Origin of the sequence: Timaviella obliquedivisa GSE-PSE-MK23-08B (assembly GCA_019358855.1) — a bacterium.
In the GTDB taxonomy this organism is placed as follows: Bacteria; Cyanobacteriota; Cyanobacteriia; order Elainellales; family Elainellaceae; genus Timaviella; species Timaviella obliquedivisa.
This window is the reverse complement of sequence record JAHHII010000001.1, coordinates 563,244-587,814: the sequence shown is the minus strand read 5'-3', so window position 1 is coordinate 587,814 and position 24,571 is coordinate 563,244. Positions and strand designations below refer to the sequence as shown.

27 protein-coding genes and 1 pseudogene are annotated in these 24,571 nt (G+C 48.9%); 11 read left to right on the top strand and 17 right to left on the bottom strand.

The window, feature by feature from the left end:
- Positions 1–103 precede the first annotated feature (103 nt).
- The 3 genes from KME11_02865 to KME11_02855 all read left to right on the top strand — a co-directional run bounded on the left by KME11_02865 (position 104) and on the right by KME11_02855 (position 3,590).
- Positions 104–1,057 carry a branched-chain amino acid ABC transporter permease gene (locus tag KME11_02865; GenBank protein MBW4514150.1) on the top strand — a complete coding sequence of 318 codons (954 nt, stop codon included), beginning with the start codon at positions 104–106 and terminating at the stop codon, positions 1,055–1,057.
- A gap of 836 nt (positions 1,058–1,893) precedes the next feature.
- Positions 1,894–2,886, top strand: coding sequence for an ABC transporter ATP-binding protein (locus tag KME11_02860; GenBank protein MBW4514149.1), 993 nt, complete (start codon positions 1,894–1,896; stop codon positions 2,884–2,886).
- Positions 2,883–3,590 carry an ABC transporter ATP-binding protein gene (locus KME11_02855; protein ID MBW4514148.1) on the top strand — a complete coding sequence of 236 codons (708 nt, stop codon included), beginning with the start codon at positions 2,883–2,885 and terminating at the stop codon, positions 3,588–3,590. Before KME11_02860 ends, KME11_02855 begins: the two co-directional genes overlap by 4 nt.
- Positions 3,591–3,807: 217 nt before the next feature.
- Here the strand turns inward: KME11_02855 and KME11_02850 are convergent, their stop codons facing one another.
- From KME11_02850 to corA, 15 genes are all read right to left on the bottom strand, one after another.
- Positions 3,808–4,452, bottom strand: coding sequence for a DUF938 domain-containing protein (locus KME11_02850; protein MBW4514147.1), 645 nt, complete (start codon positions 4,450–4,452; stop codon positions 3,808–3,810).
- 15 nt (positions 4,453–4,467) lie between these two features.
- Positions 4,468–5,709, bottom strand: coding sequence for an argininosuccinate synthase (argG, locus tag KME11_02845; protein MBW4514146.1), 1,242 nt, complete (start codon positions 5,707–5,709; stop codon positions 4,468–4,470).
- Between the two features lie 280 nt (positions 5,710–5,989).
- The gene (locus tag KME11_02840; protein ID MBW4514145.1) at positions 5,990–6,280 is read right to left on the bottom strand and encodes a PemK-like protein; all 291 of its coding nucleotides are present in this window, start codon (positions 6,278–6,280) and stop codon (positions 5,990–5,992) included.
- 16 nt (positions 6,281–6,296) lie between these two features.
- The gene (locus tag KME11_02835; protein MBW4514144.1) at positions 6,297–6,521 is read right to left on the bottom strand and encodes a hypothetical protein; all 225 of its coding nucleotides are present in this window, start codon (positions 6,519–6,521) and stop codon (positions 6,297–6,299) included.
- A gap of 2 nt (positions 6,522–6,523) precedes the next feature.
- Positions 6,524–6,688, bottom strand: coding sequence for a hypothetical protein (locus KME11_02830; protein MBW4514143.1), 165 nt, complete (start codon positions 6,686–6,688; stop codon positions 6,524–6,526).
- A gap of 13 nt (positions 6,689–6,701) precedes the next feature.
- The gene (locus KME11_02825) at positions 6,702–7,046 is read right to left on the bottom strand and encodes a XisI protein (GenBank protein ID MBW4514142.1); all 345 of its coding nucleotides are present in this window, start codon (positions 7,044–7,046) and stop codon (positions 6,702–6,704) included.
- On the bottom strand, positions 7,034–7,447 hold the full coding sequence (locus KME11_02820; GenBank protein MBW4514141.1) for a XisH family protein: 414 nt from the start codon (positions 7,445–7,447) through the stop codon (positions 7,034–7,036). Before KME11_02820 ends, KME11_02825 begins: the two co-directional genes overlap by 13 nt.
- A gap of 21 nt (positions 7,448–7,468) precedes the next feature.
- A complete protein-coding gene (locus KME11_02815; protein MBW4514140.1) occupies positions 7,469–9,619 on the bottom strand; it encodes a hypothetical protein in 2,151 nt (716 codons plus the stop codon).
- Positions 9,612–9,902: a hypothetical protein gene (locus KME11_02810; protein MBW4514139.1), complete on the bottom strand. Its 291-nt coding sequence runs from the start codon at positions 9,900–9,902 to the stop codon at positions 9,612–9,614. The genes KME11_02815 and KME11_02810 overlap by 8 nt, the downstream gene beginning before the upstream one ends.
- A gap of 202 nt (positions 9,903–10,104) precedes the next feature.
- Entirely contained in the window at positions 10,105–12,117 is a 2,013-nt protein-coding gene (tkt, locus tag KME11_02805; GenBank protein MBW4514138.1) for a transketolase, read from the bottom strand.
- Positions 12,118–12,311: 194 nt separating this feature from the next.
- Positions 12,312–13,571 carry a beta-ketoacyl-ACP synthase II gene (fabF, locus tag KME11_02800; protein ID MBW4514137.1) on the bottom strand — a complete coding sequence of 420 codons (1,260 nt, stop codon included), beginning with the start codon at positions 13,569–13,571 and terminating at the stop codon, positions 12,312–12,314.
- A gap of 114 nt (positions 13,572–13,685) precedes the next feature.
- The gene (acpP, locus tag KME11_02795) at positions 13,686–13,931 is read right to left on the bottom strand and encodes an acyl carrier protein (protein MBW4514136.1); all 246 of its coding nucleotides are present in this window, start codon (positions 13,929–13,931) and stop codon (positions 13,686–13,688) included.
- A gap of 161 nt (positions 13,932–14,092) precedes the next feature.
- Positions 14,093–15,139 carry an ABC transporter permease gene (locus KME11_02790; protein ID MBW4514135.1) on the bottom strand — a complete coding sequence of 349 codons (1,047 nt, stop codon included), beginning with the start codon at positions 15,137–15,139 and terminating at the stop codon, positions 14,093–14,095.
- Positions 15,140–15,193: 54 nt separating this feature from the next.
- Complete coding sequence (locus tag KME11_02785) at positions 15,194–15,706, bottom strand: adenine phosphoribosyltransferase (GenBank protein ID MBW4514134.1); 513 nt, start codon at positions 15,704–15,706, stop codon at positions 15,194–15,196.
- Positions 15,707–15,746: 40 nt separating this feature from the next.
- Positions 15,747–16,958, bottom strand: a complete 1,212-nt coding sequence (gene corA, locus KME11_02780; protein ID MBW4514133.1) for a magnesium/cobalt transporter CorA — start codon at positions 16,956–16,958, stop codon at positions 15,747–15,749.
- Between the two features lie 282 nt (positions 16,959–17,240).
- Here corA and dxr point away from each other — a divergent pair, with 282 nt between their 5' ends.
- From dxr to KME11_02745, 7 genes and pseudogenes are all read left to right on the top strand, one after another.
- A complete protein-coding gene (dxr, locus tag KME11_02775; protein MBW4514132.1) occupies positions 17,241–18,428 on the top strand; it encodes a 1-deoxy-D-xylulose-5-phosphate reductoisomerase in 1,188 nt (395 codons plus the stop codon).
- A 50-nt stretch (positions 18,429–18,478) separates the two neighbouring features.
- Positions 18,479–18,893, top strand: a pseudogene (locus KME11_02770) (fatty-acid oxidation protein subunit alpha).
- Positions 18,881–19,216 carry a XisI protein gene (locus tag KME11_02765; GenBank protein ID MBW4514131.1) on the top strand — a complete coding sequence of 112 codons (336 nt, stop codon included), beginning with the start codon at positions 18,881–18,883 and terminating at the stop codon, positions 19,214–19,216. Before KME11_02770 ends, KME11_02765 begins: the two are co-directional and overlap by 13 nt.
- 181 nt (positions 19,217–19,397) lie before the next feature.
- Entirely contained in the window at positions 19,398–20,102 is a 705-nt protein-coding gene (locus KME11_02760; GenBank protein ID MBW4514130.1) for an HAD family hydrolase, read from the top strand.
- Between the two features lie 75 nt (positions 20,103–20,177).
- Positions 20,178–20,699: a hypothetical protein gene (locus KME11_02755; GenBank protein MBW4514129.1), complete on the top strand. Its 522-nt coding sequence runs from the start codon at positions 20,178–20,180 to the stop codon at positions 20,697–20,699.
- Positions 20,700–20,712: 13 nt separating this feature from the next.
- Complete coding sequence (locus KME11_02750) at positions 20,713–21,423, top strand: DUF1995 family protein (protein MBW4514128.1); 711 nt, start codon at positions 20,713–20,715, stop codon at positions 21,421–21,423.
- A 137-nt stretch (positions 21,424–21,560) separates the two neighbouring features.
- Positions 21,561–22,316, top strand: a complete 756-nt coding sequence (locus tag KME11_02745) for a serine/threonine protein phosphatase (GenBank protein MBW4514127.1) — start codon at positions 21,561–21,563, stop codon at positions 22,314–22,316.
- 138 nt (positions 22,317–22,454) lie between these two features.
- Here the strand turns inward: KME11_02745 and KME11_02740 are convergent, their stop codons facing one another.
- Positions 22,455–23,303, bottom strand: coding sequence for a M48 family metalloprotease (locus tag KME11_02740; protein ID MBW4514126.1), 849 nt, complete (start codon positions 23,301–23,303; stop codon positions 22,455–22,457).
- 284 nt (positions 23,304–23,587) lie between these two features.
- Between KME11_02740 and KME11_02735 the strand changes: the two genes are divergently transcribed.
- On the top strand, positions 23,588–24,112 hold the full coding sequence (locus KME11_02735) for a DUF4330 domain-containing protein (protein MBW4514125.1): 525 nt from the start codon (positions 23,588–23,590) through the stop codon (positions 24,110–24,112).
- A 31-nt stretch (positions 24,113–24,143) separates the two neighbouring features.
- On the opposite strand, the gene KME11_02730 is transcribed toward KME11_02735, so the two are convergent.
- Positions 24,144–24,356, bottom strand: a complete 213-nt coding sequence (locus KME11_02730) for a hypothetical protein (GenBank protein ID MBW4514124.1) — start codon at positions 24,354–24,356, stop codon at positions 24,144–24,146.
- Positions 24,357–24,571 lie beyond the last annotated feature (215 nt).

The window sequence follows — 24,571 nt, the reverse complement described above, 5'->3', positions numbered from 1 at the left end:
CTTGCCTGCATTGAAAGCAGTATGCGGGCAAGATGCCTGCCCCACAGGTATATTCTGATTCGGAAATCTCCTAACTTGAACTAACCCGAATTAACTTGAACGTATGGATTTTGCAAATTTTCTTCAGCAGTTTCTCAATGGGTTATCGATCGGGAGCGTTTACGCTATTTTTGCCTTGGGTTATACGTTGGTATTTTCTATTTTGGGCATTATCAACTTTGCGCATGGGGCGGTGTTTACGCTGGGTGCTTATTTTACGTATCTGCTGACAGGAGGTGCCGTTGGAGCAAATGGACTATTGGCAAACTGGGCGCTACCGTTTCAGTTGCCCTTTGCGATCGCCCTTTTTCTGGGCAGCGTTCTAGCCGGGTTAACCGCGATCGCAGTTGAACATCTGGCGTTCCGTCCGCTCCGGAGGCAGGGGGCTGATCCATTGCTAACCCTGGTTTCTAGCCTGGGGGCAGCGTTGGTCATTGTCAATGTGATTCAGTATTTGGTAGGGGCAGAAATCTATACCTTTCCAGATAATACGTACGGTAATTTGCCGACCGCCATTAACTTCGGTTCGACAGCTCGACCGATTATGATGCGGACGGTGCAGATTGTAATTTTTGGGGTGTCGGCAGTGATGGTGGCAATTTTGACCTGCTTCATGCGCTACACCAAGCTGGGAAAGGCGTTGCAAGCAGTAGCGGAAGATGCGACAACGGCGAGTTTGCTGGGCATTAATACAGAGCAGTTAATTACACTGACGTTTTTTGTGAGCGGGTTTTTGGGCGGTATGGCGGGGGCGTTGGTGGGTTCTAGTGTGAGCATTGCGGCGGGCCCTTACTTTGGAATTGCCTATGGGTTGAAGGGCTTGGGAGTGATTGTACTGGGAGGGCTAGGGAACATTCCAGGCTCTGTTATCGGGGGGTTGTTAATTGGGTTAGCAGAGGCGTTCGTGCCTGCCGATTATTCGGGGTACAAGGAGGCGATCGCCTTTACTTTACTCTTCGTCATGCTATTGGTGCGTCCTCAAGGGTTATTAGGTCGAGCGGTTATTCAAAAAGTGTAGGGTTCATGGTTGAGTTTTTTGAGGCTTACGGCTTTCTCATTGTTTCCATGCTGTTTGGGGCATTGCTAGGACTGTCGGTCTATTTGCCGTTAATGGCGGGGCAGTTATCTTTGGCTTCGCCAGGGTTTTATGCTTTGGGCGGATATATTGCAGCAATTTTGTCTACCCAAGCTTTTCCTCTCCTGTTTCCTAAGCAGGCGGGCACGTTTCCGTTGCCTTTATTGTTGCTAGAAATGGTGCTAGCAGGGATCGCTTCTGGGTTACTTGCCATTCTCCTGGGCGTTCCAGTACTGCGACTGAAAGGGATTTATTTAGCGATCGCCACCATTGCGTTTGTCGAAATCTTACGGGTGCTTGCCCTTAACTTAGAAATCACGGGAGGGGCGATCGGAATTTTTGGAATCCCTCAACCCTTTGATTCACAAATTGGCTATTTATGGATAGTCCTGCCTTTGCTGCTAGGAAGTATGGCGTTTTTATACCGACTAGAGCGGATTCAGGCAGGGCGAGTAATGCAGGCAATCCGAGAAGATGAGTTAGCTGCTGATACGATGGGGATTGATCCGACCTATTACAAGGTGCTATCGTTTGCACTGGGCGCAGTTTTGGCAGGAATGGCGGGGGCAATTAGCGCTCATTTCCTCAACACTTGGAATGCTAAGCAAGGCACGTTCGATAACAGCATTATCTACTTAGCATTTGTACTGGGTGGAGGCTCACGGACGTTTGTGGGCCCTGTGGTGGGAGGGATTGTTCTGACAGCGTTGCCAGAAGTGTTAAGGGCGATCGCGGGAATCAATGGCTTACCGCTGTGGCTATCAGAATTTCTCCAAGCCATGCGTTTAATTGTCTTTGGGTTGCTGATTGTCGTCGGTAGCCGCTTTTATCCGCAAGGGATTATTACCCCAGATCTTTTGAAACGATGGCGGCCTACTCGTCAGCCTAAGCCCCATGCAACTACCGAACTTTTTAAAGAACTAGAACTTTTTGTTGAACCTGAATCCGTCGCCACCAAAGATTCTACAGATTCTCAGGTTGAGGAGCAGACTAATAATCAGCTAGCCGTTCTGACGTTAGAGATTCGCCAAGTTACCCGTCGCTTTAGTGGATTAGTGGCAGTTAACAAGGTTTCGTTTGGGGTAGAACAGGGCCAGATTTTTGGACTCATTGGTCCGAATGGGGCAGGCAAAACAACGCTATTTAATATTATTACGGGACTCATTCCGCCCTCAAACGGTCAGTTAATTTATCAGCAGCGCAGTATTAGCAAGCTAAGACCCCACCAAATTGCCGCTCAGGGAATTGCCCGGACGTTTCAAAATTTGCGCTTGTTTAATAATTTGTCGGTGCTTGAAAATGTGGCGATCGCCCGACACATCCATCAGCGCACAGGCTTAATTCAAGGCATTCTCGGTCAGGCTTCAGCCCTGAAAGAAGAGCGACAGACGAAGCTAAAGGCACTAGAGTTATTGGAACTGGTGGGTTTGGCAGAAAAAGCCGAGCAAACTGCCCGCAACCTTGCCTATGGCGATCAGCGGCGGCTAGAACTGGCGCGGGCGCTGGCACTAGAGCCAAGGCTGTTGCTGTTAGATGAACCTGCGGCTGGGATGAATCCTAACGAGAAGGCGGCATTGAGTCAATTGATTCGAGAAATTCGGCAACGGTTTGGCTTGACGGTCATTTTAATTGAGCATCATGTGCCGCTGGTGATGGGGTTGTGCGATCGCATTGCGGTTCTCAACTTTGGGCAATTAATTGCCCTTGATACTCCAGAGGCAGTGCGCCAAGATCCGGCAGTCATTGCTGCCTATTTGGGGGCTGAAAAATGACGCTGCTAGAAATTCGGGGGTTGTCGGTTAATTATGGGGCAATTCAAGCGCTCCGGCAGATTGATTTGGTCGTGAATGCCGGAGAAATTGTCACCCTGATTGGAGCCAATGGAGCCGGAAAAAGCACACTGTTGAAGGCAATTTCGCGGTTGCTGACTCCTGTAGAGGGCAAGATTTTTTATGAAGGGCAGGATATTGCGCAGCGATCGCCCGATCAAATGGTGAAGTTAGGAATTGCCCACAGCCCAGAGGGAAGGCGGATTTTGGCACGGCAGACGGTGCTGAGAAACTTGGAACTGGGGGCTTACATTCGCTCGGATCGGTTAGGCGTTAGGGCAGACATTGAGCGGCAGTTTCTCACCTTTCCGCGTTTAAGAGAGCGGCGGCACCAGCTAGCCGGAACATTGAGCGGAGGAGAGCAACAAATGCTGGCGATCGCTCGTGCGGTGATGAGCCGTCCTAAACTGCTGCTGCTGGATGAACCTAGCCTGGGGTTGGCACCGCAAGTCATGTTAGGAATTTTCGCGGTGATTCGGCAACTGCATCAGCAGGGCGTGACGATTTTACTGGTAGAACAAAACGCTAAGCTGGCACTTCAAACTGCCGATCGCGCCTATGTTTTAGAAGCCGGACAAGTCAGCTTCACCCGCAATGCCGCAGACTTGCTGACCGATGAACGCATTCGGCAAGCTTATTTGGGCTAAGGCTAGGACGTGTTCTAAACCCTTGATGGTGAAGGCTTAGACTTAGAGATCCCCTTGTCTCTTGGCAGAGTTGATCTATTGATGGGGTTGACGGGAGAAAATGATGGAATTGACGGGAGAAAAGATCTGAAGTCCTTATTCTTCCGTCAATCCCTTTAGGTACTACGTTCAAGAATAACGGGGTATGAGGGGTCGTGAGGGATCGAATGATATTCTTCTAAGCTTGAAAAACAACCGAAAGATTATTTGCAGGCATGGGATAAATCTGTGTGAGCAACAAATTTTCTGTCTGTGCAGCAGCAATTACTGCCTCTAAATCACGCACGCCCCACTCAGGATTGCGCATTTGCAGGCTTTCATCAAAGGCAGCATTGCTAGGTGCAGTATGCTGACCCTCTTGTTTGAACGGCCCATAAAGATAGAGAATGCCACCTGTCGGCAAAATTCTTCCTGCACCCGCCATTAGCCCCAGGCAAGCTGACCAAGGGGCAATATGGATCATGTTAATGTTGACGATCGCCCTAATTGGGTGATCCTTTAAATCGAAATTCTTCAAGGCTTCCGGCATTTCGACGAGCCACCGAGCTTCACTTGCATCCAGGGCGATCGGTGGATACAAATTACCTGTTGAGTCTTGTCGCCATGCTGCAATGCTGTTTCGCGCGACTGGGTTAGGGTCGGACGGTATCCAGCGGCGAGGATGTAACCGAGGCGCAAAATAGATGGCATGTTCTCCTGTGCCGCTAGAGACTTCTAGAATTGTCCCCTCTTGTGGCAAGACTTCTAGCAAAACCTTAAGGATGGGTTCTCGGTTGCGCTCGGTGGCAGGGGCGTATTGGCGATTAATAGAGCGATCGCTCATTGGGTTTTCTTCCCTCTACAGCTTTTTAACTTGTCCACTGGTGGCGATCGCCCGCGCACTTACGCCATATACCCGCAGCAATCCTTCCGAGTCAGCGTGGTTGTAACTGCCAATCCCTTCCATTGAAGCATCTTCTTCGGAGTAGAGGGAGTGAGGCGCGTGGTTAGCGGCGGTAAAGGAAATATTGCCTTTATAAAGGGAAACAGAAATGGTTCCGGTGGCAAGGTTAACGGTAGGCTGGAGGGCTTGCAGCGCCATTTGAGTAGCGAGGTCGTACCAATAGCCCTGATAAATTTGCTTGGCAATCAGAAGAGAAAGTTGCTCATAAAATTCGCGGGCGCGGCGATCGAGCACTAGTTGCAGCAGTAGACCGTAACAGGTTCCTAAAATTTCTACCCCAGGGCTTTCATAAACGCCACGTGATTTAATGCCGACAAAGCGATTTTCAACCAGGTGTGTACCAATGCCAACTCCGTGTTTTCCCCCGATCGCATTGGCTTGCTTAAACGCTTCAACTAAACCGACCTCCTGACCATTCACCTTTACAGGTCGCCCTTGTTCAAAATGAACGGTAAACTCTTCAGCAGCATCGGGCGCGTCAACCGCATAGCAGCCCATGACAGGTTTGACAAAATGGGCGGGTGTAGTCAGCGCCTCCAACATTCCCGATTCGTGGGTTAGACCCAACAGGTTTGCATCGGTTGAGTAAGATTTTTCCTTGGTGGCAGTGACAGATAAGCCTTTTTCCTGGCAGAAGTCGATCATTTCGCTGCGACCGGGGAAGCGTGCTAAAAAGTTGTCGTCTCGCCAAGGTGCGTACACTTCAAAGTCGGGGGCAAGCATATTGGTGATCAGTTGGAACCGTACCTGATCGTTGCCGCGCCCAGTAGCGCCGTGGCTGAAGATGGTGAGTCCGCGCTTCTGCATTTCTTGAATCATTGCCTGGGTCAACACGCAGCGGGCAATGCCAGTAGTATTCCAGTAGCGTCCTTCGTAACAGGCTTGGGCGTGAATGACCTGTAGTCCAATTTCGGCGATCGCTTCTTGCACAGGCAACAACACGAAATCAGCGGCTCCCGCTTTCAACATTCGCTGACGAATTGCATCGGTGTCGTCTTCATCGGGCTGACCCAAATCAGCAGTAAAACAAATGACCTGTACCCCTAAATCAGTCAACCACCGAGCGATCGTACAGCTATCCAAACCACCAGAACCTGCAAATGCGATCGTTTTACCTTTTAATTCCGTAGCTTTCATTCCAGATTCTCCTTATTGATGCGATCGATAGTTGCCTGACCCGATGCAGAACCCTTATTATCTATTGAATCTCAGCAAATTCTGTCAGAGGGCGTACAGATTTTGCCTGCTGCTGATACGTAAGGTGGCAATTCTAGAAATGTGAATTCTTGCTAAATGCTCTAGCAACTCGTGAAAATTAAATCTATGGCGACCCCTTGCGGGTATATCGAAGAGCACGCCAATCTGCTCTAAGCAAGGTGCGGGAGGTAGCAAGTGAGATCTTTTAGGCTGATGTCATCTAAAACTGAGGCTTGATATAAAGTTGCCAAATTTCTTTTGCTTGAGCTGCGTCCGTTGGAGAGATAAGTCCAATTTTACCCAAAAGCAACGATTGGGTCAGGCAAACCAACCGAGACAGGCGCACCGTGGAAGCCACACGTAGACCGCTAGGTTCCCAGTCATTGAGGCAAAAATCGGTTGGGTTTCGGGGTAAGGCTGAAGTGACTACTGCGACCACGGCATCATTGTCATCTAACCAGAGAACCAAAACAGGGCGTTTTTTTGAAGCGATACCGTTTGTAAAAGCAATATCGGCAACCCAAAGTTCACCGGGTTAGATAGTCATCGTAAAGCCCTTCGTCTTCGGGAGCGTAGCCGTTTAGGAAAGCAGTGTGATCAAGCATTGCTACAGAGTCTTCAGGAGGTATCGGTTGAACGGTAACCACCCAGCGTCCTGCACCGATGTTGTTTAGCAAACTATCAGGCAAGGAGAGTTTTTCGCCTGCTTGAAGTTCAACTTCGTAGGTGAGATTTAAGACTTTGTTATTCATGATTAGTGGTTCCCAAATCTAATCGCCTCATGCTGATCATGGTACTTCACTCCGCGCTCCGCGCCAAATGCTCTAACAACTCGCGGTGAATAAACCGATAGCGCCCGCCGACCCGTTGCAGCAGGCGGCGATCGGTGCAGGAGTTGAGGAAGCGGACGTAGCGTCAAGAAGTGCAATAGGCTAAGAAGCAACTGCAAAGTCGGTATATTGCCGCATTTTAGGCTCATGAAAAGCTAGAACAATATCTTCTTTCGGAACTCCAGCCCGGACTAGCTCCGTAGCGATTCCTTCTTCAGTCCAGTCCTCCTCGATCCAAAATTGCCCCGCGTAGAGACGAACGTAAACTGTCATGCCAGCCAGCCGCTCCCCATTCTGCCAACCCAGATTCATCCAGATATAGTGACCTTTTAGCTCATCAACTACTAAAAAGGTTTCAATCCCCGGCTGAGGAGCGCGGTTACATAGTTCAATGTACTCTGTGAGGATTTGTTTGATCAGTGTCGGATATTCAGTTAATTTATCCATTGTGTAATCTCCTCTATTTCTATGTTGACTACGATCAGCGGCAGTTGGTGTCTGTTAAGGATTAGCTGAATCACATCTTGATTAAAGAAGGTATTGTAGGCGATCGTGCTGACTGCGACATAAAGCTTGCGGTCTGGGGCAGTTGCTTCTAAAAGATAGCGGTAGATATCATACTGACCCAGTGCTTCTTTGAGGTCTTGGATTTTTGATGCACCAATGAAGCTTTTGACTTCGATGACGAGCTTTTGCCCTTCCCGTTCAGCTGCGATCGGGCGTTCTGCTCCTAGGTCGGCGTAAAGCTTTGTTTTTTGATACTGAATCACGTAAGGATCGGTAATCGTCCAACCGTCTTTGATTAGGGCTGTTTTTACAGCGTCGTGAATGATGTCTAACCTAGGCATAGCCTCAGTATAAAACAAGAGCTATTCTATGTTGCTGCCGTACTCGCCCTGTGCCAAGTGTTCTAACAACTCGCGGTGAATAAACCGATAGCGCCCACCGACCCGTTGCAGCAAGCGGCGCTCGGTGCAGTAGTTGAGGAAGCGGACGTAACGCCAGGGAGTGAAGTGGTGGCAGGCAAGGATGAAGCGGAGAGCGAAGTGTTTAAGGAAGGAGTATCCGCCACCAAACCAAAAGCCGATGAAGATCGAGAGTCCTGTGCCTAAGCTTAGAAACGGGAGAGGAGACAAAATTATTGCTTTCGTTTCTTCGGTTGCACCATTTAAGGTTTGGGCAGGCAGATAGAATGCCACCGAAAGAAGACTAAGCGGGTAGCTTAAGGCAGCCGTAAATATCATGCTTCGTAGGGAATTCCAAGTACCTTGGTTGGGGCGCGATCGCACTTTTAATTCCTCTTTCAATCCGCTAATTAATCCATAAGGAACTCCATAAAACGCTGCGTAAAACAAAGCATAGAATAACGCACGCTTTAGCATTACAGCTAATCCCTGGGGCAAACCCTCAAGCAAACCAAAAATTAGCCCAATAACTGACCCAAAAATCACGCTCTGTAAAACTTTACGTCTTACTGCAAGTGTTAGTGAAATCTGAAAGGATTCTACAGGTTGAATATTATCCAACTTGAAAAAAAATTTACCAATTAGTCCGAAGATTAATCCAAAAGCTAGTCCAACTATTAAGCCCAGAAATAAACAGGCAAGAATTGCGGCAACGATTGCAACTGGTTCATCAAGCGAAATGTCTGGACTCTGTCCAAGGTAAATTAACAGCCCTATCAATGCGGCAAGAAATAACCCAAAAATCAGTCCATAAATGAGGTTAGTAATTAACCCAGCCATTATTCGATAGTGCCACTTTTGCCACTGCGTATCCAACCACCTCGGCTGCATTTTCTCAAGCAATAGCTCGGTCTGATTGTTCTTTTTCAACGTTCTTGCCAACCACTCTAAATACTGCCGCGTATCCCGCCGATCGGGTTCCAACTCCACTGTCTTATAAGCCCACTGCCGATCGCCCACCTTCTGCCGTCGATCGCTCTCCCGCGTATCCCGCGCCAACTGTCGCTCCCAATACTTCTCCAGCAACTCCGCCTTACTGCCAAACCGCTGCGAAGGCTCATACACCGCCGCCGCCATCGCCACAAACAACGGCACCCGCAACAACCCTACTTCGCCCTCTGCGTCCGGCTCTAGTAACCGCTGCATTTCATCCGATGCCTGTACTGCTTGCCATAGTTCCAGGCGATCGATCTTCGCCAAATAGTTTTGAATCTGCCCATTGCTTAACGGCTGCAAACACACTGCCCCCTGCAATCCATCCAGCCGCACCCCCGCTTCTTCATACTCCTTCAGGCGGCAGCAAACCACTAGCTGCGGATAATGCAGTGCAAACTCATTAATTTTTGCCGAACATTTCCGTTGCCGCTCCATGCCCAACTCATCCAGCCCATCCAATAGCGGCAGCAATACTCGCCGATCTAGCCACTGCTTGTAAGTCTTACGGTTGCCCCCAAAATTATCGTAAAGCTGCTCAATCAACCAGGCTTCTAGCCCCTGGCGATCGTCCTTCCAAGCCGACAATTCAAAAATAATCGGAATCACCGTTTCGGGGTTTTGCAGCGCTCCTATCACCAACTGTTCTGCCAAACGCAGGAGAACCGTCGTTTTTCCAGCCCCCGGCACACCCAAAATCAACAGCCGACCCTGAATATCATCGCGCCCCAACACCTCAACCATCAGTTGCCCTGGTTCTAGGGTTTCTGGAGTTTTGTCTGCAACTTGCAACTGTCGTACTGTCTCCAACGGATTCCGTCCCACCTGGTGCGGTTGCTCTTCCACTTCTACCCACAACTGCTGCTGCTGAATTAACGCGTCCTTCAATCTTCCCCGAATCTCTGGCTGCTGTCGTTGTTTCAAAATCTGCGTTGCCCATTGCCAATCGACCTGAAGCTGGGGCTGCGGCGGAAACAGCGTTTGCACTACATGATTAATCGTGACGATCGCATGGGGCGAATTTTGAAAACTCAGGGCATCCTGTCCGGCTTGCGTCTGCTGGATCGCGCTATCGTGCAGCGTCGTTTGATCAATTCCCTGGTTTCGCGAAGAGTCAGGCATGGGCAGATTTGGATGTGTCTGCGTTAATTATCCACAAGTTCGAGCACTTGGGCAGGATTAATAAAGCATGAGCTTGTGTTGGCGCGCGCTGCTTTGCAGATACCGCAAGGGTCGCTCTAACCTTTGTTACGTGATTTGTTGCTTTGATCGCGATCGTTGTTACTTTTGAAATGATCATGGCTACTCCTGAAATGATCTTCATTACTTCCAGAATGATGGTTTTTACTTCTGGAATGGTCTTTGCTGCTCTTGGAATAATTTTTGCTGTTTTCAGAATGATCATTGCTACTCCAAGAATGATTTCTGCTACTTTACTCGCCACCGATCGCCCTTATCTTCGCTCATTTGATACTCAGCGATCGCGGCTCTAATTTCTCTGTCATGGCTTTTGAAGCATCCTAAAACACAAAGAGTCCCGGCACGTTAAAAATGCCGGGACTCTTTACAATTGAGCTAACTCAATCAAATTTAGTCAACCCATTCAATTAGCCCAACAATGCTTTTGCTTTGTCGAACACGTTATCTGCCGAGAAGCCAAACTTCTCCAGACAAACCCCACCCGGAGCCGAAGCGCCAAAGCGATCGATACACACAGCATCGCCTTCAGTGCCAATATACTTGTGCCAGCCAAAGCTAGTTCCGGCTTCCACAACTAAACGCTTGGTCACAGCTTTAGGGAGGACGGACTCTCTGTACGCCGCATCTTGAGCATCAAACAAATCGGTCGAAGGCATGGATACAACGCGGACTTTCTTGCCTTCAGCCGCCAGCTTTTCAGCAGCGGTGACGCATAAGCCCACTTCCGAACCCGTGCCGATCAAGATAATGTCGGGTGTGCCTTCACAATCAATTACCGCATAGCCACCTTTGGCAACGCCTTCCATGGAACTACCCGCCAAGCTAGGCAAGTTTTGGCGAGAGAACGCCATCAGCGTCGGCTTATGTTGCTTAGAATTTTCGATCGCCACTTTGTAAGCTCCAGACGACTCATTCCCATCTGCCGGACGAATCACGGTCAAGTTAGGAATGGCTCTTAGAGACGCGAGGGTTTCGATGGGTTGGTGCGTGGGGCCGTCTTCACCTTGACCAATGGAGTCGTGGGTCATCACCCAAATCGATCCGGCTTGAGACAGTGCCGACAGACGAATCGCTGCCCGCATATAGTCAGTGAAGATCAGAAAGGTCGCGCCATAGGGAATCAAGCCAGAGCCGTGCAGCGCCATACCGTTGCAAATTGCGCCCATGGCATGTTCACGAACGCCGAAGTGGACGTTGCGATTTTCGTAGTGCCCCTTCTGGAAATCGCCGAAGCCTTTGAGTTCCGTCAAGTTGGAGTGGGTCAAGTCAGCCGAACCGCCGATCAGTTCAGGAAGAATCGGAGCCAGTTTGTTGAGGCAGATTTCAGAGTATTTGCGGGAAGGCAAACCTTTGTCTTCAGCGGTGTAGGTGGGTAGAACGCTGTCCCAACCATCAGGCAGCTTGCCGCTGATCATGCGATCGAACTCAGCCGCTTCGGTAGCATACTTGGATTTGTACTCTGCCCAAGTCTTTTCCCATTCGGCTTCAGAGGTGGCACCGCGCTCAACCGCTTTACGCATGTGTGTCACAGCGTCAGCGGGTAGCTCGAAGGGTTCGTAGTTCCAATCGAGGTTTTCGCGGGTGAGTTTGACCTCATCGGTGCCTAGCATTGCCCCGTGAATGCCAGCCGTGTTTTGCTTGTTGGGTGCACCGTAGCCGATGGTGGTGGTGACTTTGATCATCGTCGGCTTGTCGGTGACTTTTTTGGCTTCGGCGATCGCCTTAGCAATAGCATCTAAGTCATTATTGCCATCTTCTACGTGCAGCACGTGCCAGCCATACGCCTCAAAGCGCTTGCTCACATCTTCAGTGAAAGCAACGTCGGTAGAACCGTCGATGGAAATGTGGTTGTCGTCATACAGCGCGATCAACTTGCCCAAGCCCCAGTGTCCAGCAATGGAACAGGCTTCACCAGAAACACCCTCCATGTTGCACCCATCGCCTAGGATGACGTAGGTGTAATGATCCACTAGAGTGCAATCGGGCTTGTTGAACTTTGCTGCTAAGTGAGCTTCTGCCAATGCCAAACCAACGCCGTTAGCGATGCCTTGACCCAAGGGACCTGTGGTCACTTCAACGCCAGCCGTCTCAAAGTTTTCGGGGTGTCCCGGGGTTCTCGATTTCCATTGGCGGAACTGTTTAATGTCTTCGATGGAAACACTGTCGTAACCCGTCAGGTGCAGAAGAGCATAGTGCAGCATGGAACCATGTCCTGCTGACAGGACAAAGCGATCGCGGTTGAACCACTTGGGGTTCTTAGGATTAAACTGCATGAACTGATCCCATAGGACAAACGCCATTGGCGCTGCGCCCATCGGCAGTCCGGGGTGTCCAGACTTTGCTTTTTCAACAGCATCAACTGCCAAAAAGCGAATGGAATTAATACAGAGTTCTTCGAGGGATTGGGTTGCAACAGCCATAATGTCTTTTACTCAACGACGGGTTAGGAGCTTCGGGCAAGTGAGGCAGGGAAGAAGGCGATAATTACCTAAAAACGGTAGGCAAGTATACCTATTCGTTGTTCTTTAAAGTGTATATCGTAAAGGGTCAATGATCTAGGACTGTTTGTTAGCAGAAACAGAAGAGCCTTGCTGATGGGAGGGTTTAACCCAGATTAAACTGAGGGCTTAAACTTGCGAAACGCCAACGTGACGTTATGTCCACCAAACCCAAAGGAATTGGAAAGCACAACTTCTACAGGCTGCGATCGACTTTTGTTAGGCACGTAGTCTAGGTCGCACTCAGGGTCAGGGTTCTCCAGATTAATCGTAGGAGGAATGCGATCGTTTGCCACCGCCATCACAGCAGCAACGGCTTCAATGCCGCCCGAACCACCCAAAAGATGCCCCGTCATAGATTTGGTAGAGCTAATGGCAACCTTGTAAGCATGTTTGCCCAAGACCGTTTTAATTGCCGCTGTTTCTGTCGGATCATTGACAGGCGTGCTGGTGCCGTGGGCATTGATGTAGCTAATGTCTTCAGGGGCTAAACCGCCGTCTTTCATCGCCAGCCGAATGGCACGGGCTGCGCCTTCTCCACCCGGAACGATAGAGGTTATGTGGTAGGCATCACAGGTCATGCCGTAGCCCACGACTTCAGCGTAGATTTTTGCGCCTCGGCTGAGAGCATGGTCTAACTCCTCTAAAATCAGGATGCCGGAGCCTTCGCCCAGAACAAAGCCATCGCGATCGCGGTCAAACGGTCGGCTGGCATGGGCAGGGTCGTCGTTGCGGCTGGTCATAGCGCGGCAAGCCACAAACCCTGCCACCGTCAACGGCGTTACTGTTGCCTCTGTGCCACCGCAAATCATGGCTTGAGCATAGCCTCTCTGCACCAAGCGGAAAGCATCACCTACAGCATTAGACCCCGATGCGCAGGCGGTGACTGGACAAGAGTTAGGTCCTTTCGCCCCTAGCTGAATAGCAGTTAGACCCGCTGCCATATTGCCGATCATCATCGGAATCATGAAGGGGCTACAGCGATCGGGGCCTCGATTGAGATAGATTTCCTGCTGCTCTTCCATGACCTTTAAACCGCCAATGCCCGTACCAATGACCACCCCAATTTGATCCGCGTTCAGGTCATTAATTTCTAGTCCAGCATCTGCTACTGCCTGCTTGCTAGTGCAAACCGCAAACTGAGCGAAACGATCCATTCGTTTTGCTTCTTTGCGATCGAGGTAAATATGAGGATCAAACCCTTTGACCTCCCCGGCAATGCGGCAACCGTGCTTCGATGCATCAAACAGTGTAATGGGCGCAATGCCATTACGACCGCTTAATAGTCCTTCCCAGTACTCAGCCAGAGTGTTACCCAGGGGGGTTATGGCACCCAAGCCCGTAACCACAACTCGCTTCAATTCATAACTTGTCATGACGGCAGTTTCGAGGGCTTCGACACCCGGAACGTGTAACATTTTTTGAAGAATGAGAAGTAAGGCAGATTTAAGACCAGACTTACCCTCATTCCAAGCAGTTTTTGGGTCTTCTTACACAGCAGCTTTACTGTCGATATAGTCCACCGCAGCCTGAACTGTAGCGATGCTTTCTGCTGCTTCGTCAGGAATTTCGATGTCAAATTCTTCTTCTAAAGCCATCACGAGTTCGACGACATCCAAAGAATCTGCGCCGAGATCGTTGGCAAAGCTAGCTTCGGGCTTCACAGCATCAGCGTCAACGCTGAGTTGATCTACCACAATTTTCTTGACCTTGTCGTAAATAGCCTCTTTGCTCATACCAGGTTTTCTTCCCTACCTAGATGCAGCGCGCCGGATTGCGGCTGCCGTTAAATTTAATCAAACAATTTGCTTAAATCTGAGAACGCGGACGATCGCAAATTTAAGCATCTCCAATCTTATCTGAAAGGGGGACGAGATTGAGAGGAAGGATTATCTGCCTATTGCATATCTGATAATTTGATCCTGGGATCGATCGCCGTTAGCAGCAAATCTGCCAGCAAATTTCCGATAATCAGCAGTACTGCGCCCATCATCAGGCTTGCCATCAGCAGATAAATATCTTGATTCTGCACGGCTTGCAGCGTCAATCGTCCTAGACCAGGCCAGTTGAAATAGGTTTCAGTAATAAAGGCTCCGCCCAGCAGTCCGGCAAACTCAAAGCCAAGAAGAGTAATCAGCGGATTAACAGCATTGCGCAGTGCGTGAACATAAATCACTCGGTTCTCAGGCAAGCCCTTAGCGCGGGCAGTACGGACATAATCTTGGCGCAGCACATCTAACAACTCGCCCCGCACAATGCGTTGTAGTCCAGCGAAACTGGTAATGCTGAGGGCGATCGTGGGTAGAACCATGTGCCAGGCGATGTCTAGAACTTTACCAAAGGCGGTGAGGTCTTCGTGTTCAATGCTGGTCATGCCGCCCACTGGGAAAAGGGGAGAAGTAAGTTGGGCGAAGAAGAGGAGCAGTAAGCCTGTAATCAGGGTTGGGAAGCCTTGCCCAATGTAGCTGATGGTGCGGATGACACGATCGCTCCAATGATTCTGCTGCACTGCACCCAGGACTCCTAGGGGAATGGCGATCGCCCAAGTCACCACCAGCGATGCCAGTGCAATCAGCAGTGTCGCTGGCACCCGCTCCCAGAGCAAAGCTACCACCGGACGCTGATAGGCAAAGCTAATGCCAAAATCGCCCTGGGTCACAATTTGTCTCAGCCACAGAAAATATTGCTCGACGATCGGCTTGTCCAACCCAAACCGCTGCTGCAATCCTTTAATCGTCTCTTCCGAAATCTGAGGGTTCTGCCGGAGTGCATCCAAATAATCCCCCGGAGCCAGTTGAATAATGAAGAAGCTCAGAGCGGAAGCTAACAATATTGTTAAAAAGGCTTGCAGCAGCCGCCGCAAAATATACACCAGCGTCTCGCTTTGCAAGAAGCCAATAACGTTTTGCAGCAGAGGCTGAAGGAGGGAAGATTTGGCAGTCATTTGAGGCTCAGGGTAAGGCTCATAGTTTCTAGGCTTCAATTCTAAGCTTCAATTCTAATATTCGAGGAGGGAGACGATCGGCACGTTGGGTAAATTCTTGCGCCCTTCTAGAAAAGTTAATTCAATGACGAAACCAAATCCTACAAGCAAGCTGCCCGTTTGCTCAATCAGTTGGGCGGTTGCAGCGGCAGTTCCTCCAGTGGCAATTAAGTCATCAACAACTAACACGCGGCTGCCGGGGTGGAAAGCATCCTGGTGAATTTCTAGGCGATCGCTTCCATATTCCAGCGCGTATTCTACTGCATGAACAGCAGCGGGTAGCTTCCCAGGCTTCCGCACAGGCACAAAGCCCACGCCCATTTTGTATGCCAACGGCGTTCCAAAAATAAAGCCTCGTGATTCCATTCCCACAATGTAATCGACGTTGAGGTCAGTCACCTTTTCCGCCATAGAATCAATGCAGTAGCGGAAGCCTTCAGCGTGATTGAGCAGCGTGGTAATGTCCTTGAACACAATGCCCGGTTTGGGAAAGTCAGGAACATCTCGAATCAGAGACTTTAGATCCATAGCCAGAACTCGTTATATAAGAAGGTTCCGTAGAATCCTATCACTCCTTCAGACCCGGCTTCATATCTGGCTTGCTGCTTGGCTTGCTGTCTGGCTTAATATCAGAGAGGTTCTCGAACCATCCTTTGCGGTAGAAATAGTAGACCAAAGATAAGCCGATCGCTACCATCACTCCCCAGCATAGAGGATAACCCCAATACCAATTTAACTCCGGCATATTCCACGGCGACTTTTCGGTGTCAAAGTTCATGCCGTACACCCCTGCTATAAAGGTTAACGGAATAAAAATAGTTGAAATTACCGTTAGCAGCTTCATTACCTCATTCATTCTGTTATTAATGGAAGATAAATACACATCCATTAAGCTGGAAGCTAGTTCCCGGTAAGTTTCTACCATATCTAGCACCTGCACCGCATGGTCGTAACAATCTCGCAGATAGACCCGCACATCATCGCTAATTAAATCGCTGCCATCCCGAATCAAAGCATTAATGGCATCTCTTTGAGGCCAAATTGCTCGCCGCAGCATTAATAAATCTCGCTTCAGCTTATGGATTTTCTCAAGGGTTTGGCGCGTGGGATTATCCACCACTTCATCTTCTAAATCTTCGATCGCCTCGCCATAACCTTCTAACACCGGAAAAAACCCGTCTATTACTGAATCCAGCAGAGCATACATTAAGTAATCAGACTCTGTTCGCCGAATACAGCCTTTATTGTTGCGAATCCGTTCTCTCACCGGGTCAAAAGAATCATTAACAGGTTCTTCCTGCACAGTCAGTAGGTAATGCCGCCCCAAAATAAAGCTGACCTGCTCACTAATAAACCCTTTGCCGCTCTTCTTCAACATAATCATCCGGGCAATCAGCAAAAGCTGCTCGTCGTATTCTTCCACCTTGGGGCGTTGCGGGACGTTCACCACATCTTCCAGCACTAGGGGATGCAGCCCAAACACTCCGCCCAAGCGACGCAGCACATCCTCATCTCCCAGTCCTTGCAGGTCAACCCAAGAGACAGAGTGAGAATCTAGATAGGGGATGCATTCCTCGGGCGTATTTAACTTAATGCGCGTAGCCGCCTCACTGTTGTAGTCGATCAAAAAAATAGTCGGGGGGTGAGCATCGCTCTCAATGCTCAGCGTTCCGGGCATACTGCCGGGTACGTCGTAGAAAAAGTCGTCTAAGTTGGCTCCATCATCTTCCGTATCGGCGGTTAGAACAGGATTGCCCAGCGTGACAGATTGCATTGCCATGGCTAGAGCATCAGCAGAGCGAGAAGCATTGTGAGGGGGGCGCACAGGCATAGATTTTAAGGGTAGGAAGAGGTGGAAGGTTGCCAATAGTTAAGATTCTAGCCTCACTCCTCAGTGGGATTTCAGCAAGATTACAGCAACCTTCTTCAGTAGGGCTAAGAAGTAGGGCTAAGAGCCGTGGCTGATCTAGAGCGATCGAAATCTAGCTTTCCTTTAAAGTCACTCCATCCTCCTGTCCCCCTGGCACTTTATAGTTGAAGAGCTGCTAATCATGAAAAAACTGTGAAAGCCATTACTTTGCTCGGCTCGACCGGCTCCATCGGCACTCAAACCTTAGATATTGTTCAGCAAAACCCCGATCAATTCCGGGTGGTGGGTCTAGCATCAGGGCGCAATGGAGCCTTGCTGGCAGCACAAATTCGACAATTTCGCCCAGAAATTGCGGCAATTTGCGATCCTGAGCAGCTAGAAATCGTGAAAGCGGCGATCGCTGACCTTTCTCCTCAGCCGATTCTCCTAAGCGGCGAAGAGGGGATCGTCGAAGTGGCTCGCTACGGCGACTCAGAAGCCGTCGTTACAGGCATTGTGGGTTGTGCCGGACTGTTGCCCACTCTAGCCGCCATCAAAGCAGGCAAAGACATCGCCCTTGCTAATAAAGAAACCTTGATCGCTGGTGGCCCAGTCGTTTTGCCCCTCGTCAAAGAATACGGAGTCAAGCTTCTTCCTGCCGACTCCGAGCATTCAGCAATTTTTCAATGCCTCCAGGGCGTACCCAAAAATGGCTTACGGCGCATTATTCTGACAGCATCCGGTGGCGCTTTCCGAGATTTGCCTGTAGAGAAACTTGCAACCGTCAAAGTAGCAGACGCGCTCAAGCATCCTAACTGGTCAATGGGGCAGAAAATTACGATCGACTCTGCCACATTGATGAACAAAGGATTGGAAGTGATTGAGGCGCACTACCTGTTCGGCGTTGATTATGACCATATTGATATCGTCATTCATCCCCAAAGCATTATTCACTCGCTGATTGAGCTTCAAGACACATCGGTTTTAGCGCAGTTGGGCTGGCCCGATATGCGGCTACCGTTGCTCTATGCCCTGTCCTACCCAGAGCGAATTTACACCGACTGGCAGAGCCTTGATCTGGTTAAGGCAGGCGATTTGACCTTCCGCGAACCCGATCATCAAAAATATCCTTGTATGCAACTCGCGTATGCGGCGGGTCGGGCAGGTGGCTCTATGCCTGCGGTTCTGAACGCAGCGAATGAGCAGGCAGTCGCATTATTTTTAGAAGAAAAGATTCAGTTTTTAGATATTCCCAAGGTGATCGAGGCAGTGTGCGATCGCCATCATCCTCACAATCAAGCCAGTCCCACTTTAGAAGACATCATAGAAGCCGATCAATGGGCGAGAGGCGAAGTCTTAGCAGCGGCTGAGAAAAGGGTGCAGGGGGCGATCGCGCTTTAGAACTTTTTAGAGGTCAGCGATCGTCCTTGGAACTGACTAAGGATGAAACTATGTCTAGAAAAGATATCTTCCATGATTTAGTCAAAAATGCTCTTAATCAAGATGGGTGGATAATCTCTCACGACCCTTTGTACTTAAGTATTGGTAATTTGAACCTTCAAATCGACTTAGCTGCTGAACAATTAATCGCCGCTGAGAAAGACAACAGAAAAATTGCAGTTGAAGTCAAGAGTTTCCTCAGAGCCTCGAAAATCACAGATTTCTATAGTGCATTAGGGCAGTACTTAGCCTATCAGGTTGCTCTCAATGAAAAAGATCCAGACCGTACACTATATGGCAGTTCCGGACTTAACCTACGAGTCTTTATTTAGAGAAGTACTAATTCAGAAAGTCTTACAGTGCTATCCCATCAAACTCATTGTCTACAATTCTGATATTGAGGAGATTCAGTTATGGATAAGCTAAATTACTATCGTCAATGCTTGCGTAAGTTCCTCACTGACTATGCTAGTCATAGGTTAGGGGAACCAAGTATGGAAACCCAGGTAGTATTTGATCAGGAGCACGACCATTATCTTTTGCTGCGGACAGGGTGGGAGCAAAAACGGCGAGTTCACTCCTGCATCTTTCACTTTGATATTAAAGAGGAAAAAATCTGGCTTCAGGAAAATAATACAGATATTGACATCGGGGATGAGCTAGAAGAGATGGGAATCTCAAGGCAAGAGATAGTGGTTGGGTTTCACCATCCCTCACTCAGGCAGTATTCTCAATACGCTGTTTCGTAATTTTGCTCATGGAGAAAACTTAAGCTAGAGAATCAGCACCTAGAGATAGCAGAATGAACTGAGCAGAAACCTAAATATTCCGTCCAAAATTTTTCATAGATTACAGAATCTCTTTCTTGTGACCATCCGTCAAAAAAGTGTTTAATGAAAGTTAATAATTTCATTAAACTTGCTTCTTAAAATGCTGAGAATTATTACCGACTTCGATGGACCTATCATGGACGTTTCTGAGCGGTATTACCAAACTTACTTGTTTTGTTTAAGCTGCGTGACTCTGCCTGAGCAAGCCACTACAACCCTTAGCAAAGACGAGTTTTGGCATCTCAAGCGATCGCAAGTCCCTGAACGTCAAATTGGTCAGCTTTCTGGCTTAGACGAAACGCAGGCTCTAGAATTTGCTCGTATCCGGCGGCAAACTGTCCACACTCAACCGTACCTGGTTTATGACGTACCTGTAATTGGCGCGATCGCCACTCTTGAACGCTTACACCAATTGGACTCGATCGAACTTGTTACAATGACGATGCGCCGAGTTGACGAGCTAGACAATGCCCTAACTCGGTACGACTTAGGCAAGTTTTTTGCCCCCGATCGCCGCTATTGCCTCAGCAACGACTACGTCAAAACTAATGACATCGCCGACAAAACTCAACTGATGACCCAGGCGCTTTCAGAACTGGCACCTGCCCCAACCTGGATGATTGGTGATACTGAAGCGGATATTCTCTCGGCACAAGCTAATGGTATCCCCGCGATTGGCGTACTCTCGGGCATTCGCGATCGGACTCAACTTCAGCAGCACCACCCTGATTGGATTGTGGATCACCTAGAGGAAGCCGTTGAGGTCGTTCTTAGTCAATTTCCTAACCTGGAAACAGTTAGCTAGAAGCTCCCAGCGCATCAATCCTGCTATGGTGTAAGGTGTGTATTTCAAGGATTCAGCCCTCCTCGATTACATCTTATGATGGATAATTACGTTATTGCAGTCCTGTCCGATCGCATCCAAGCCGAAGCAGCCTATGTTGCCCTTGAGAAAGAGAAAGTGCCCGTCAGCCAAGTCACTATTCTTGGCAAAGGCTATAAAACCGCTGACGAATTTGGCTTTATTGACCCTAAACAGCCCGCCCGTCGCCAAGCAACTTTGATGTCGTACTGGCTGGTACCTTTTGGTTTTTTGGCAGGCTTCGGCTTTAGCGTTGCCACTCAGTACGACCTGTTCCACTGGGCAGGCATGATAGGAAACCATATCATTGGCGGCATTTTTGGCGCGATCGGTGGAGCAATGGGGAGCTTCTTTGTGGGCGGCAGCGTTGGACTTACCAGCGGCGGTGGCGATGCTCTGCCTTATCGCAACCGCCTCAGCGAAGGTAAATATCTGGTTGTGGTCAAAGGGGCTGCAAACCTAACCAACAAGGCAACCCGTATTCTACGCCAATTCCAGCCCGAAAGCATTCAGGGTTACGTTGACCCGACCCGAGTATAGACTCTATTTACCTATGCCTCTTCCCAATAATTTAGACGAAGCAGTCGTTCAAGCCCGTGAAGCAACCCTAGCCGCGATCGCCGCTGGGTATCCGCGTCTTCAGGTCGAGTTGGTTTTTCCAGAACTTAAAATCATGCCCATTGCAGCACAGTTTCTTCCGGCTTTCGAGCATTTAGGTAATAAGCTGCGGGTCTATTTTCCTGATCCAGGTTCGGCTGCACTTGCCCGCCGTGACTGGGGCGAAAAGCCTTACCCGATTCGGGGCATCAACGACGTTAAAGCAGAGATTCAGTCTGAAGAGGAACTGTTTATTTTCATTGAGCCTTCTTCAGTAGAAGTAGAGCAGGTTGAAAAGCTTTGCGAACAGGCAACGGATCGTCCTGTTGTGCTGCTTAATCCTCGCATGGAAGATATTGCAATTATTGGGATTGGCTATGCTGGACGAAGGTTACGAGAGCGATTTTTGAGTACCTTCGAGTCTTGCTATTACTTGCGATCGCTTGAAGGTGCAGCCATTCTGCGGGCTTACCCATACCCCTGGCAAGTTTGGGTTGAAAAAGAAGAAGGCTACGAACTAGTAGCAGAACAACCTCAAAAGCCCGTTGGCGAAGTCCTTGACCAAATTTTGGCAGAGGCAGCAGGCACATCACCCGATACTCCTAAACCTTCTAAAAAAGGAATATTAGCATCACTACAACAGTTCCTTCGGGCGCTCAGCCAGTGATTGTGAGCTGCTCTTGCGGCTAGACTCTATCAAACCTTTAAGGGATCTTTATACTTTCATCAGATTAGTAAACGGTTTCTTGGGCAAACTAAAAGAACGTTTGTTGTACTGATTACCTTGATAGGAGCCTAGAGAGCGTGTCTGGATGTCGTCGCATTTTCATCGGAGATGTCCATGGTCATTTTGATGGCTTGATGAAGCTAATGGAAGCGATCGCCCCTGGTCAAGATGATCAGGTTTACTTTGTAGGCGATTTGATCGATCGCGGTCCTAAAAGCGCCCAAGTGATTCAATTTGTTCAAAACCACAATTATCCGTGTGTTCTGGGCAACCATGAGCAGCTACTCTTGGAAGCTTTTCCCGAAGGCAGATCCTTTACCCCTGGTTTAGGCGCTTGGCTCCATAGTGGCGGGCAAAATACAGTCAATAGCTTCAGCGATGCAGCCGGTTTATTGAAGCATCTTGACTGGTTCCAAACCTTACCGACCTATTTGGATTTAGGAGATGTTTGGTTAGTTCATGCGGGCTTACATCCTCACCTACCCCTTGCTGAACAAACGTCTCAAGAATACTGCTGGATTCGTGAAGAGTTCCACAGTATTCCCAAGCCATACTTTCCAGACAAGCTGATTATTACAGGGCACACGATTACTTTTACCCTTCCAGGAATCCGACCCGGAATGCTAGCCCAGGGGCAAGGCTGGCTAGATATTGATACCGGGGCGTACCATCCAAAAAGCGGCTGGCTGACAGGGTTTGACTTCACCAATCAAATGGTTCACCAAGTTAATGTTTTTCAGCGGCGCTCTCGCACTTTACCCCTAGCAGATGCTATAACGCTTGTTCTACCCGAGCAAATCCTGGCTCGGCGGCGACAGGTTCTTCACTCATAGTCAATCTTCTTTACTCGTAGTCAATCTACAGTCATAGCAATAGCTAAGAAGAAGAGCTTAGCAAACAGAGTTAAGGCTGAGAATATGACACTCCTTCAGATCGCCATAACTCTGTTTACTAATACCGTCCTGACTTAGCTATAACGGACTGATTTTTTTGCGGTAAGCTGTCCGGTCTAAGCCATCACCATTATTTTCTGTTGCCGGATCGATCGCCTCTTCTAAACGAGTAATGCGATCGCCCGTTGCTGGATGAGTGCTGAGGAAAGTCGGCACCGACCTTTGATTCAATAGCTTTTCCATAAATGCCACTACTGCCCCCGGAGCATAGCTGGCACGGGTCAAAGTAGCGAGTCCTAATTCATCTGCTTCGTACTCATCTTGCCGACTGTTAGGACGATTAAGCGCCAGTTCAACTCCAATGCCGACCGCAGTGTTAGTGTTGAGACCCGCAGCACTCAAAGCGCCTTGAGTCAGAGCCGCCTCTCGCATTTGTTTGAGGGCGTGCTTTGCCGCAATATGCCCAATTTCATGCCCTATAACACTAGCAAGCTGTGCTTCATTGTCCGCAGCCTTAATCAACCCAGTGGTAACATACACATAGCCGCCCATTGTTGCAAAGGCGTTAAGGGCGCTGTCTTCGACGACTTGGAATGTGTAGGGAATGTTGGGGCGATCGCTCTCGGGTACCAACCGCTGACCGATAGAGTTGATGTATTGCTTAACGCTACTGTTGGCATACAGCTTCACGTCATTCCGACCAATCAATTGCTCATTAATCTTGCCGCCTAAAGAAACTTCCTGCTGATCTGAAATGCTAGAGAGTTGCACCACTTGGATGCCACGCAAGATCAACTCACCCCAAGGAATAGCTGGAGCCGATTGAGGCGTACTAACAATTAGCCCCACTGCCACAAGGGTTGACAGAAAGCCATAAAACCAACGCCGACGCAATTGCTTATAGAGGTTGGAGAAGCGGTAAAACATAATCAGAATGATGAAGACAGGTTAATGAACAGAGCTATGGAGATAAGGACTAGCCTCACCATTTAGTTGTAAAGACGAAGGAGCGATCGCTTTAGTTCCCATTTATCCAAATTTTAGAACTTTTGCAAAAGGTTGGGATGGGAATGGTGAGAGGAATCATGAAGGCGATCGGGCAAGCGATTAAGCCAAGATTTAGGAGCTTGCCTCGTGGTACTCTTACAAAGGTCACGAGCTACTTAAGGTCGTGAGCCAAGACTTTTCTTACAAACTGGAACGCTTTTGCAATGGCTATTTTAGATTCTAAAGGTCGCCTGTTTGGCAAAGTCAGCGTCTTAGACATTGGCGCAGGGATCATTATTTTGATGGCAGTCGCAGGGCTGCTATTTGGCAACTCAGTGGCTCAGGTTAGTAGCACCATACAGCCTATCGAAGTTGATGTCATTGTGCGGGGCTTAACCGCCCGCGATCCACAGGCACTGGTTAAATCTTTGACAGAGCAAAAGAAGACCAAAATTATTATTCGCAACCAGCCCTATGGCGAAGTGAATGTGCTGAAAGTAGAAAATCTTCCTCGCACTGTTGCTGTGCCTCAGCCCGATGGCAGCGTCAAACCTTTCCCTGATCCTCGACCCGAGTTGCAATACACCGTAGATATGATGATTACGCTGGGTGGCGATGCTCAAATTACCGATGATGGCGCTGTTCTGGGAAATAGCAAGATTAAGGTCGGTACGCCGATGGAGTTGGAAGGATTAACCTATCGGTTTAGTTCACCTGTGGTGGGCGTGAGAATTTTAGACAAGAAGTAGGATTAGGTCGTCTGCTTGTTGGCAGCCGATACTAATCAACGACTTTTAGCAAACCCATCTGGAGGCGATCGAACAATCTGGTCATGTGATCAGTGAGTTCGGCACTGAGGGGTTTCTCGTTGAGTGCTGCTTGTAAAAGACAGTCTCTATCGACCGTTGTAATTCTTCCTGATGCGACAATCCGATGCATCACATGCTCAGGAGACACTTGGCAAAACGCACCGCTGTTGGAATTTGCTCTCATTGTAATTGACCTTAGGATTGGGGTGGTGGTTATCGTGCAAGGATGATACTTGCTCTTAAGGAATCAACAGGCTCAGTTAGATAAAGTCCGGGCTTCAACCCAAGAACTTAGTTATGGCTTCGTTAAGATGAGTTGTAGTTCATCCAAACAATACAATTCATCTGAAACTAAAACCAAAAATTTATCTTGATAGGCTAATATTCCCAAAGCTTCAT